Source organism: Salipiger aestuarii (assembly GCF_003259905.1).
Classification (GTDB): domain Bacteria; phylum Pseudomonadota; class Alphaproteobacteria; order Rhodobacterales; family Rhodobacteraceae; genus Salipiger; species Salipiger aestuarii.
Window position 1 is genome coordinate 140,777 of the sequence record NZ_QLMG01000001.1, and the last position, 11,997, is coordinate 152,773.

Annotated in this window: 10 protein-coding genes; 8 read left to right on the top strand and 2 right to left on the bottom strand. The window is 64.6% G+C overall.

Annotation, left to right across the window (positions count from 1 at the left end; all coding sequences use genetic code 11):
- Both ATI53_RS00755 and ATI53_RS00760 read right to left on the bottom strand, forming a co-directional pair.
- Positions 1-702, bottom strand: coding sequence for a response regulator transcription factor (locus tag ATI53_RS00755; RefSeq protein ID WP_009506258.1), 702 nt, complete (start codon positions 700-702; stop codon positions 1-3).
- Positions 699-2,570: a PAS-domain containing protein gene (locus tag ATI53_RS00760; protein ID WP_111549471.1), complete on the bottom strand. Its 1,872-nt coding sequence runs from the start codon at positions 2,568-2,570 to the stop codon at positions 699-701. Before ATI53_RS00760 ends, ATI53_RS00755 begins: the two co-directional genes overlap by 4 nt.
- 134 nt (positions 2,571-2,704) lie before the next feature.
- Between ATI53_RS00760 and ATI53_RS00765 the strand changes: the two genes are divergently transcribed.
- The 8 genes from ATI53_RS00765 to thpR all read left to right on the top strand — a co-directional run bounded on the left by ATI53_RS00765 (position 2,705) and on the right by thpR (position 11,955).
- Complete coding sequence (locus ATI53_RS00765; protein WP_009506254.1) at positions 2,705-3,991, top strand: Nramp family divalent metal transporter; 1,287 nt, start codon at positions 2,705-2,707, stop codon at positions 3,989-3,991.
- A 155-nt stretch (positions 3,992-4,146) separates the two neighbouring features.
- The gene (locus ATI53_RS00770) at positions 4,147-6,111 is read left to right on the top strand and encodes an AMP-binding protein (protein WP_111549472.1); all 1,965 of its coding nucleotides are present in this window, start codon (positions 4,147-4,149) and stop codon (positions 6,109-6,111) included.
- 88 nt (positions 6,112-6,199) lie between these two features.
- Positions 6,200-7,045 carry an ABC transporter ATP-binding protein gene (locus ATI53_RS00775; protein ID WP_051989525.1) on the top strand — a complete coding sequence of 282 codons (846 nt, stop codon included), beginning with the start codon at positions 6,200-6,202 and terminating at the stop codon, positions 7,043-7,045.
- Between the two features lie 10 nt (positions 7,046-7,055).
- Positions 7,056-8,009 carry a branched-chain amino acid ABC transporter permease gene (locus ATI53_RS00780; protein ID WP_111549473.1) on the top strand — a complete coding sequence of 318 codons (954 nt, stop codon included), beginning with the start codon at positions 7,056-7,058 and terminating at the stop codon, positions 8,007-8,009.
- A gap of 84 nt (positions 8,010-8,093) precedes the next feature.
- Complete coding sequence (locus tag ATI53_RS00785) at positions 8,094-9,170, top strand: branched-chain amino acid ABC transporter permease (protein ID WP_009506247.1); 1,077 nt, start codon at positions 8,094-8,096, stop codon at positions 9,168-9,170.
- A gap of 43 nt (positions 9,171-9,213) precedes the next feature.
- Entirely contained in the window at positions 9,214-10,506 is a 1,293-nt protein-coding gene (locus ATI53_RS00790) for an ABC transporter substrate-binding protein (protein WP_009506245.1), read from the top strand.
- 60 nt (positions 10,507-10,566) lie between these two features.
- Positions 10,567-11,388 carry an ABC transporter ATP-binding protein gene (locus tag ATI53_RS00795; RefSeq protein ID WP_009506243.1) on the top strand — a complete coding sequence of 274 codons (822 nt, stop codon included), beginning with the start codon at positions 10,567-10,569 and terminating at the stop codon, positions 11,386-11,388.
- 9 nt (positions 11,389-11,397) lie between these two features.
- Entirely contained in the window at positions 11,398-11,955 is a 558-nt protein-coding gene (gene thpR, locus ATI53_RS00800) for an RNA 2',3'-cyclic phosphodiesterase (RefSeq protein ID WP_111549474.1), read from the top strand.
- Positions 11,956-11,997: the final 42 nt, after the last annotated feature.

The following is an 11,997-nucleotide window of genomic DNA, read 5'->3' on the forward strand; positions in this document are numbered from 1 at the left end:
TCAGCCCCACTCCACGTCGCCCAGAAAGATATAGCCCGCGCCATAGATCGTCTTGATCAGGCGCGGGTTTCTTGGGTCTTCGCGCAGCTTCTGGCGCAGCCGCGAAATCCGCACATCCATCGCCCGATCAAAGCTTTCGCCGGCGGCGCCCCCCAGCGATTCCTGCATTTGCGCACGGGTGATGAGGCGCTTGGGGGCGTCCAGAAACAGTCGCAGCACCTCGCCCTCGGCATGGGAAAACGGTGTTTCCACGCCGCCCGCGTCTTCCAGCGCATAGCGGTCGAAATGGGCGGTCCAGCCGGCGAACCGCGCGGTGTTGCCACGCTGGGTTTCGCGTCTGGGCGCACGCAGGCGGGCGCGGATGCGCGCCACCACCTCGGTTGGATCGAAGGGTTTGATGATGTAGTCGTCGGCGCCCAGTTCCAGCCCCGTTACCCGGTCCTGCACCTGCGCGCGCCCCGAGATGATGATGACCACCGCCCCCTGTTCCAGCGCCAGCCGGTGCACAAGGCTCAGCCCGTCGCGGTCGGGCAAGCCCAGATCCACAAGGCAGACATCCGGGCGGGCGCGTTTCAGCGCGGCCTCGAATTCGGCGGCGCGCGCAAAGGCGCTGGTGCGAAACCCCGCGTCGGCCAGCGCCTCGGACAACATCGAGCGGATAGCCGGTTCATCGTCAAGGATCGACACGAGCGGGGCGGTCATGCGGGCACCTCGGTCAGGAAGGCGGCCAGCGCCTCGGGGGAAAACGGTTTGCGCAGCACCGGGCCAAGGGCCGCGGCGCGCTGATACAGCGCGCTGGACTCGGGCAGGGCTGTCATCAGGCGCACGGGCAGGCCCGGCAGGCGGGCGGGCAGGTCGGTGCCGGGCGCGGTGCCTTCCAGCGTGATGTCGGACAGCACGACATCCACGTCCAGACCTTCGGCCAGGGCGCAGGCCTCGTCGACCGATGATGCCTCGGCCACCGCGTGGCCCAGCCCGGTCAGCGTCTCGCGCAGCTGGGCGCGCAGGTCGGGGTCGTCCTCGACCAGCAGAACAAGACCTGGGCGCAACAGCGAGACCGCCTCGCGCAACGGCAGGCGCAGGGTGACGCGCGCGCCGCTGTCGCCATTGGCAAGGCGCACATCGCCTCCCGCCAGCTTGGCCATGTCATAGACCATCGCCAGCCCCAGGCCGGACCCGGCGCCGCCCTTGGTGGTGAAAAACGGGTCCAACCCGTGGCTTAGAGCCAGCGGTGCAAAGCCGGGCCCGGTGTCGGTGACCACCAGTTCCAGCCAGGTGTCGCCCACCGCCCGCGCCGCCACCCGGATCGCGCCCCGCGCTCCGCAGGCGTCGGCGGCGTTCAGCACAAGGTTGAGCGCGGCATCCTGAAGCATTCCGGCATCCAGCAGGTAGACGGCGCGCGCCGTGGCCTCGACCGTCAGCGACACGCCGCCGGGCAGCGAGGGCGTCGCCAGCGTCGCCAGATCGTCCAGAAAGGCGGGCAGCGCCACGGGCTCGGGCCGCCAGATACGGTGCGAGGTGATGTCGGCGATTCGGTTCAGCAGGTCGCCGCCCCGCCGGGCGGTCTGCAAGGTGGCGGTGACCAGCGGGGCGGCATCTGGCCCGACCATGCGCGACAGTTTCGACTGCATCCCCAGGATGATCGTCAGAAGGTTGGAAAAATCATGCGCCAGCCCCGATGTCAGTTGCGCCGCCATCTCGCGCCGCCGGGTCTGTTGCAGCGCGGCGCGGGCCTGGGTTTCCCCGGTCACGTCATGGGACAGGATGTAGACGCCCGGTTCGGCGGGATCGGGGGTGAACACCGCGCGGATGCGCCGCTGCGAATCGTCATCGGTGAATTCGAATATGCTTTGTTCGCCCGCAAGCGCCAGATCCAGGCGCGCGGACACCTTGGCCCAGGATGGCCCCAGCGCCTGCGAGCCGTGCAGCCCGACGATGTCCGACGGCCGCCCCGGCATCACCGACGACAACCGCCGATTGGAAAACGTATAGACACCCCGGTCGTCGACACGGGCGATATGGGCCGGCATCATTTCGGTGGTCAGGCGGGTGCGGGCCTCGATTTCGCGCAGTTCGGCCTGCGCTTCCCGCAGGGCCGCGTTGGCCGAAGCCAGCTGGCGATTGGTGGCGGACAGTTCTTCGGACCGGCGCAGCACCTCTTCGGACAGCAGCTCGGACCGGGTGCGCAGCAGGGCCTCTTGCTGCTTGACCGGCGTGATGTCGGTATAAACGGTGACCCAGCCGCCGTTGGGCAGGGGGGCGCCTTCGACGCTGATGGTGCGGCCGTTGGCGCGGGTGCGTTCCATGTAATGCGCCTTGAAGGCGCGGGCCTGATCGACGCGCGCCGCGACAAAGCGGTCGATATCGCCGACGGGGCCGTATTCGCCGTCTGTTGCAAGGTGGCGGATGGTGTCGTCGAACCGCGCGCCTTCGGTATACAGCGCCTGCGGCAGATCGAACATTTCGGCAAAGCGCCGGTTGGACACGGCCAGCCGCAGATCGCTGTCATAGATCGACAGCGCCTGTTGGATCAGGTTCAGGCCCGCCTGAGTCAGCTTGTATTTCTGCATCGTCCCCCCGGACCGGGACGCTATCACCGGCGCGGCCCAAGGGCCAGCGGGCGGGGGGCGAAGACGATATGTCCCGTTGCAGCCCGCGCGCCCGAGGTCATACACCGGCCAGAACCCAGGAAAGGAACGGTACAATGCCCGGAACGACGTCACAGACACCCGACGGGGCCAAGGCGCCGAACGGGCGCGGGCCGCGTGGCCTTGCACGGCGGTTGATGTTCATCGGGCCGGCGGTGGTGGCGTCCATCGCCTACATGGACCCCGGCAACTATGCGACGAATATCCAGGCGGGCGCGGGCTATGGCTATGCGCTGCTGTGGGTGGTGCTGATGGCGAATCTGATCGCGATGCTGTTTCAGGCGCTGTCGGCGCGTCTGGGCATCGTCACCGGGCGCAATCTGGCCGAGCTGTCGCGCGATCATCTGCCGCGTCCGCTGGTCTGGATGATGTGGGCGGTGTCCGAAGTGGCGGCGATGGCGACGGATCTGGCGGAATTTCTGGGCGGGGCCATCGGGCTGGCGCTGCTGACCGGGCTGCCGCTGATCGCGGGCATGGCGATCACGGCTGCGGTGACCTACGGCATCCTGATCTTTGAACGCGGCGGGCAACGGCGGATGGAGATCATCATCGGTGCCTTCGTCGGCACCATCGGGCTGTGCTATCTGGCCGAAGTGCTGATCGCCCCGGTCGACTGGGCGGCAACGGGGATGGGGCTGGTGACGCCGCGGCTGCCCGATACCGCCGCGCTGACCATCGCTGTGGGGATCATCGGCGCCACCGTCATGCCGCACGCGATCTACCTGCATTCGGGGCTGACGCAGGCCCGCAGTGCGATCCGCGACGACGCCGACCGCGCCCGCGTGCTGCGCTGGTCCAACATCGAGGTGATGCTGGCGCTGTCGGTCGCGGGGATGGTCAACATGGCGATGGTCATGATGGCGGCCAGCGCCTTTCACCGTGGCCATTCCGAGGTGGCCGAGATCGAAACCGCCTATCACACGCTGTCGCCTTTGCTGGGGTCCGCTGCCGCCGGGATTTTCCTTGTGTCGCTGATCGCTTCGGGGATTTCGTCTTCGGTGGTGGGCACGATGGCGGGACAGATGATCATGCAGGGATTCCTGCGGTTTCATGTGCCGCTGTGGCTGCGCAGGGCGGTCACCATGGTGCCGGCCTTTGGCGTGGTGGCGATGGGCGTCAACGCCACCGATGCGCTGGTGATGAGCCAGGTGGTGCTGTCGGTGGCGTTGCCGGTGCCGATGCTGGCCTTGCTGTATTTTTCCATGCGGCCCGAAGTTATGGGCCGGTTCGCCATCGGCCCGTGGCTGCGCTGGCCCGCCATCGCGGGGGCCTGCGTTGTGCTTACGCTCAATTTCGTGCTGCTGGCGGGGGTGTTCGGGATCAGCGCGCCGGGTCTGGGGTAACGTCTGTTACAATTCGTTAGAGTCCCGCAAAGATGACGTAAAGATTGACCGCCAGCCTGTCCGTGATCCTAATGGGATCGGAATCGCGCTGCCCCAAGGGGCAACCGGGGAAGAGGAGCCCCGGGCGATCAACGGAGGGATGAGACTTGGCGTATATGTCCGAGGGCGCAGAGGGCCTGCGCTCGATTCCGCAGCTGTTGCAGCGCAACGTGTCGCTGTATGGCGGCCGGCCTGCGTGGCGGGAAAAGGAATACGGGATCTGGCAAAGCTGGACCTGGGCCGAAGGGGCCGATGAGATCGAGGCCTTTGCGCTGGGGCTACTGAATCTCGGGCTGGCGCCGGGCGATCATGTGGCGGTGATCGGGCGCAACCGCCCGACGCTGTACTGGGCGATGGTCGCCGCGCAGATGTGCGGCGCAGTGCCGGTGCCACTGTATCAGGACGCCGTCGCGGACGAAATGGAATACGTCCTGTCGCATTGCGGCGCGCGGTTCATCATCGCCGCCGATCAGGAACAGGTCGACAAGGTCATCGAGATCCAGGACGATCTGCACCAATTCGAACACATGATCTATGTCGATCCGCGTGGTATGCGGAAATACGATCACCGGCAGCTGCATGAATACGGACACATTCAGGCGCAGGGGCGGGCGGCTCGCGATGAGCTGATCGGCGAGCTGAACGCGCGGCGCGGGGCTCTGGGGTATGATGATACCTGCGTCATGCTCTATACTTCGGGGACGACGGGCAAGCCCAAGGGGGTGGTGCTGTCGAACCGCAACATCATCGAGACGGCCAGGGCATCGTCGGAATTCGATCATCTCGGGCCGGGCGAGGAAGTGCTGGCCTGGCTACCCATGGCCTGGGTCGGGGATTTCATCTTTTCCATCGGGCAGGCGTTCTGGGCGGGGTTCTGCGTCAACTGCCCCGAAAGCGCCGAAACCATGCTGACCGATCTGCGAGAGATTGCGCCGTCGTATTATTTCGCCCCGCCGCGGGTGTTCGAAACCCAGCTGACGTCGATCATGATCCGGATGGAGGATGCGGGCGCGTTCAAGAAGCGGATGTTCCATCATTTCATGCGGCTGGCGCGGCGGGTGGGGCCGAAGATTCTGGATGGCGGGCAGGTGGGGGCGCTTGACCGGGCGCGCTATGCGCTGGGGGCGGCGCTGGTCTATGGGCCGCTCAAGAATGCGCTGGGGTTTTCGCGCGTTCGGGTGGGCTATACCGCCGGTGAGGCGATCGGCCCGGAGATCTTTGATTTCTATCGGGCGCTGGGGATCAACCTCAAACAGCTTTACGGACAGACCGAGGCGTCGGTGTTCATCACCCAGCAGCCCGACAATCAGGTGCGGCCCGATACGGTGGGCGTCCCGTCTCCGGGCGTGGAAATCCGCATCGCCGAGAACGGCGAGGTGTTCTACCGCTCGCCGGGGGTGTTCGTCGAATATTACAAGAATGCCGAAAGCACCGCCGATACCAAGGACGCTGACGGCTGGGTCGCTACCGGGGATGCAGGGTTCTTCGAGGAAGGCACCGGGCATCTGCGCATCATCGACCGGGCCAAGGACGTGGGCAAGATGGCCGACGGTGCACTGTTTGCGCCGAAATACGTCGAGAACAAGCTGAAGTTCTTCCCCAATATCCTTGAGGTCGTCGTGTTCGGCGCGGACCGCGACCGCTGCGCCGCCTTCATCAACATCGACCTGACCGCCGTTGGCAGCTGGGCCGAGCGCAACAACATCGCCTATGCGTCCTATCAGGAACTGGCGGGGCACCCAAAGGTGCTGGAAACGATCCGCGGCCACGTCGAAGAGGTCAACGCCAGCGTTGCCGAAGATCCGATGCTGTCGGGCTGTCAGATCCACCGGTTTCTGGTTCTGCACAAGGAACTGGATGCGGACGATGGTGAACTGACGCGCACCCGCAAGGTGCGGCGCAAGATCATCGCCGAGAAATTCCACGATCTGGTGACGGCTTTGTACGACGGATCCGACAGCGTCTACACCGAGACCGAAGTCACCTACGAAGACGGGCGCAAGGGCCAGATCAAGGCGACGCTGACGCTGATGGACGCAAAGGCGGTGCCGGTGGCGCCGCCCGCGATGGCGGCGGAATGATGGCCGGGCGCTCTTGCTGCGCAAGTCGCCCCGCCCACCATCCCGCCATGGCGCCTTGCGGCGAGGGGAAAGTCTGATGGATGGCGCGATGAGAACTTACCGGAACGATGAAAAGGAGGGCGCCGTGTCCGATACGGGATACATCACCGCCGACGGGCGGCAGATCGGCGGCACCCTGATGGAGCTGCGCAACATCACGCTGAAATTCGGCGGGGTGGTGGCGATCAAGGACATCTCGTTTGACATCCGCGAGGGGGAAATCCGGGCAATCATCGGCCCGAACGGGGCGGGAAAGAGTTCCATGCTGAACATCATCAGCGGGTTCTACACGCCGTCGGAGGGCGAGCTTTGGTACAAGGGGGCCAAGCGTCCCCCGATGAAGCCCTACGAGGTCGCCCGCATGGGCATCGCGCGCACCTTTCAGAACATCGCGCTGTTCGAGGGGATGTCGGTGCTCGACAACGTCATGACCGGGCGGTTGACGCATATGAAGGCGGGCATCGCAAGCCAGGCGCTGTGGTGGGGCCGCGCGCGGGACGAGGAAATCGCCAACCGCGCGGTCGTCGAGAAGGTCATCGATTTCCTTGAAATCCAGGCGATCCGCAAGACCCCGGTGGGGCGGCTGCCTTATGGGCTGAAAAAGCGGGTCGAACTGGCCCGCGCGCTGGCGGCCGAGCCGTCCATGCTGCTGCTTGACGAGCCGATGGCGGGCATGAACGTCGAGGAGAAAGAGGACATGAGCCGGTTCATCCTTGATGTGAATGACGAATTCGGCACCACCATCGTGTTGATCGAACATGACATGGGAGTGGTGATGGATCTGTCCGATCGGGTCGTCGTCATGGATTACGGCAAAAAGATCGGCGACGGGCCGCCCGATGAGGTGCGCAACAATCAGGACGTGATCGACGCCTATCTTGGCGTGGCGCATTGAGGAGAGAGCAATGCTGAACGACATCTTCATCAAGCCATTCATCGACATGGTCGAGGCGCCCGATTTCCTGTTGCAGGTGCTATGGGAGGGGCTGGTTTCGGGGATCCTGTACGCGCTGATCGCGCTGGGGTTCGTGCTGATCTTTCGCTCGTCGCGGATTTTCAACTTTGCGCAGGGCATCATGGTTGTGTTCGCCGCGCTGACGCTGGTGGGCCTGCACGCGATGGGGGTTCCGGCGTGGATCTGCGTGATCCTGACTCTGGGGGTGATGTTCTTGCTGGCGGTCACCATCGAACGGGTGGTGCTGCGGCCTCTGGTGGGGCAGCCCGACATCATCCTGTTCATGGCGACGATCGGCATCACGCTGTTTCTGATCGGACTGGGCGAGATCATCTTTGGCGGCGAAAACAAGGTGATGATTACCGAGGAACTGGGCATTCCGACCGACAGCGTGGTGCTCGAACCCTGGGGCGGGCTGCTGATTCTGGAACAAAAGGACATCACGGCGGTGATCGTGGCAGCCCTTCTGGTGGTGGCGCTGCTGCTGTTTCTCAACAAGACGCGGATGGGCCGGGCGATCCGGGCGCTGGGCGACGACCATCAGGCGGCGCTTTCGGTGGGCATTTCGCTGCAACAGATCTGGGTGCTGGTGTGGTTCATCGCGGGGATCATCGCGCTGGTCACCGGCATCGCCTGGGGGGCGCGGGCCGGGGTCAGCTTTGCGCTCGAAGTGATCGCCTATAAAGCCTTGCCCGTTCTGATGCTGGGCGGGCTTGAAAGCATCACCGGCGCAATCATCGGCGGGCTGCTGATCGGCATGATGGAAAAGCTGTTCGAGATCTACTGGGGCCAGCCCTTGCTTGGGGGGAACACCGAGACGTGGTTCGCCTTTGTCCTTGCGCTCATCGTGCTGCTGTTTCGCCCGCAGGGGCTGTTCGGGGAACGCATCATCGAACGGGTCTGACGCCGCGCCAGGTCGCGCGGCCCCAGACAGAAATCGTTCGGGCACCGGCCCGCACACCCGTACTTTCAAGAAAGGACTTCGCCAATGCTGTACCGCACGGCAGGACAGTTCAAGACCAGCTATCAGGCCGACCAGGCGCTGTTTCCCGTCCGCCAGGACGCGGTGCTGCTGGCCATCATCCTTGCCTTCGCCTGGGGGGGCCTTCCGCTGCTGGCAAGCGAGTTCGCGTTTCAGACGCTGCTGATCCCGATCCTGATCTATTCGCTGGCGGCTCTGGGGCTGAACCTGCTGACGGGATTTGCCGGGCAATTGTCGCTGGGCACGGCGGCCTTCATGGGGGTCGGGGCGTATGCCTGCTACAAGATGGTGACCCTGATGCCGTGGATGAACCCGGTGGTGGCGATCCTGCTGTCGGGCGGTTTCAGCGCCGGGGTGGGCGTGGCCTTTGGCATTCCGTCCTTGCGGATCAAGGGGTTCTACCTTGCCATTGCAACGCTCGCCGCGCAGTTCTTTCTGGTCTGGCTGTTCGAAAAATGGGGCTGGCTTTACAATTATAACGCCTCTGGCGCGATCCAGGTGCCGAACCTCACGATGTTCGGGATCTATGTGTCCGGGCCGCAGGCGGATTCGCGGGTGCAATACTACGTGGTGCTGGCGGTGGTGATGCTGATGACATGGATGTGCATCAACCTGACGCGCGGCACGCTGGGGCGCACCTGGAAGGCCACCCGCGACATGGACATCGCCGCCGAGTTGATCGGCATCAACCTGATGCGCTCCAAGCTGACCGCATTCGCCGTGTCATCCTATGTGGTGGGGGTCGCGGGGGCGCTGTTCGTGTTCATGTGGCGCGGGGCGGCGGAACCCAACCTGTTCGACATTCCGCTTAGCTTTCGCATCCTGTTCATCGCCATCATCGGCGGTCTCGGGTCGGTCATGGGCAACTATCTGGGCGCGATCCTGATCGTCGGTCTGCCGGTGGTGCTGGGCACCGTGCCCGAGGCATTGGGCATTCCGATCAGCTCGGCCACGGTCGAGCATCTGAACGTGATGATCGTCGGCGCGCTTATCGTGTTTTTCCTGATTATCGAACCGCACGGGCTTGCGCGGCTCTGGGCGCTGATCCGGGAAAAGCTGATCATCTGGCCGTTTCCGCACTGAGGCGGGGCCATCCATTCATCTAATAAGGGAGGAGACCTTGACGATGACCAAATTCACGAGGATCGCCGCGGCCGCGGCACTGGGGGCCATGGTGGGACAGGCGGCGATGGCCGAGGGTCTGTCGACGCCCAACCTGGCCTATCGCACCGGGCCATTTGCCGCGACCGGCATTCCGCTGATGAACGGGCAGGCCGATTACATGGCCATGCTCAACGCCCGCGACGGCGGCATCGGCGGCATCCCGATCGACTTTTTCGAATGCGAAACCGGCTATTCCACCGAAAAGGGCGTGGAATGCTACGAAAAGACCAAAAGCAACGCCATCGTGTCCCAGCCGTGGTCGACCGGGATCACGCTTCAGGTGTTGCCCAAGACCAATGTCGATCAAATCCCGATCCTTGCGTCGGGCTACGGCTTTTCGCCGATGGCGGATGGCAAGGTGTTCCACTGGGCGTTCAACACGCCGCTGTCCTATTGGGACGGCGCGTCGATCATCCTGAAATACATCAAGGAAATGGGAGATCTGTCGGGCAAGAAGGTGGCGTTCCTGCACCTGGACCACCCGTTCGGCAAGGAACCCTTGCCCTATCTTGAAATGAAGGCCGAGAGCGAGGGGTTCGAGCTGCTGCCGATTCCCGTGGGCCTAAAGGAGATGCAGAACCAGTCGGCGCAGTGGCTTCAGGTCCGCCGCGAGCGTCCCGATTACGTCATCATGTGGGGGTGGGGCGCGATGAATGCCGGCGCCATCACCGAGGCGGTCAAGACCAAGTTCCCGATGGACAAGATGCTGGGCGTCTGGTGGTCCGGGCATGACGCCGACCTCAGGCTCGTGGGCGAGGATGGCAAGGGTTACAAGTCGGTCAGCTGGTCGTTCCCCAACTCTGACGCTCCGGTCATGGCGGATGTCAAAAAACTGGTGGTCGACGCGGGAAAATCCCAGACCTCGCCCGAAGAGATGGACGGCGTGTTCTATTCGCGCGGCCTTGTGATCTCGGCGATCCTGGCCGAGGGCATCACCGTGGCGCAAGAGCACGCGGGCAAACCCGACATCTCGCCCGCCGATCTGCGCTGGGGGCTGGAAAACCTCAACCTTACCCAGGCGCGGCTGGATGAACTGGGGCTGTCCGGCATGGTGCCGCCGTTCTCGACATCCTGCGCCAACCACACCGGGCATTCGGGTGGATGGATTTTGGAATGGGACGGCGCGAAATTCGTCAAGGCCTCCGACCTCATCATGCCCGAAAGCGAGGCGATTTCCGAACTCGAAACCGCCAAGGCGCGGGAATACGCCGAGGCGAACGCCCCCTGGCCGGTAAACGAAGACTGCCAGATGTGATCTGACGTCCGGCGGCGTGGCAACGCGCCGCCGGATTCCGCGGTTTAGGAGAAAAACACGATGCTGGACGCCGGACGCACCGAGACTCTTCTTGAGGTCAACAATATCGAGGTGATCTACAATCACGTCATCCTCGTGCTGAAAGGCGTGTCGCTGTCGGTGCCCCTGGGGGGCATCACCGCGCTGCTGGGCGGCAACGGGGCGGGCAAGACGACCACGCTCAAGGCGATTTCGAACCTTTTGCATTCCGAACGGGGCGAGGTCACCAAGGGCTCGATCGTCTATCGCGGCGAGCGGGTGCAGGATCTGGATCCGGCGGCGCTTGTGCGCAAAGGGGTGATTCAGGTGATGGAGGGGCGGCATTGCTTCGGCCATCTGACCATCGAGGAAAACCTGCTGACCGGCGCCTTCACCCGGCGGGACGGCAAGGCGGCGATCGAGCGCGACCTGGAAATGGTCTATGACTATTTCCCCCGGCTGAAGGAACGGCGAAAAAGCCAGGCGGGCTACACCTCGGGGGGCGAACAGCAGATGTGCGCCATCGGACGCGCACTGATGAGCCGCCCCGAAACGGTGCTGCTGGACGAGCCGAGCATGGGGCTGGCGCCGCAACTGGTCGAACAGATTTTCCAGATCGTCAAGGCGGTGAACGAAGGCGAGGGCGTGTCGTTCCTGCTGGCCGAACAAAACACCAACGTGGCGCTGCGCTACGCGCATTACGGCTATATCCTGGAAAGCGGGCGGGTGGTGATGGATGGGCTCGCCGCCGATCTGCGCGAAAACCCCGACGTCAAGGAATTCTATCTGGGCATGTCGGACGACGGGCGCAAATCCTTTCGCGATGTGCGCAGCTATCGACGCCGCAAGCGCTGGCTGGCATGACGGGGGGCGATGCGATGCTTTCTGGCCCTTGCTGTTCCCGACGCGCTTGTGCCGCCGCTTCTGGCGGTCCAGGAAACGCTGTCCGTGGGCCGCGCGATCCCCAAAGACAACCTGCACCTGACGCTGGCCTTTCTGGGCGAACAGCCCGACGACGCACTGGCCGAACTGGATGCCGCCCTTTCGGGCATGGCGCTGTGTGGCTGCACCCTTGCCTTGCAAGGCGTGCAAGGCTTTGGCGGGCGACGGGTCAGGCTGCTGGCGGCGGGGGTCGCGCCGGTGGCGCAGTTGCTGGCGCTGCGGGGGCAAACGCTGTCGGCGGTGCGCGCCGCCGGAATCCTGCTGCCGCGCGAACGGTTCCGTCCGCATATCACGCTGATCCGCTTCGGCAGCGGCTTGCGCGCGGGCGACAGGGACCGGTTCGATGCCGGAGTGGCGCGGGTTGCCGGGCTGGCGTCGCGGCCCGAACCCGCGCGCGAACTGCGCCTTGTCGGTTCGCGGCTGACACCCGATGGCGCAATTTACGAGACATTGGCGACCTGGCCCCTGAGCGGGGCTTTGACGGGGTAGGCCGCGCCTGCCCCCCGGCGCCAGGCAAGGGAGGGCCGCTTT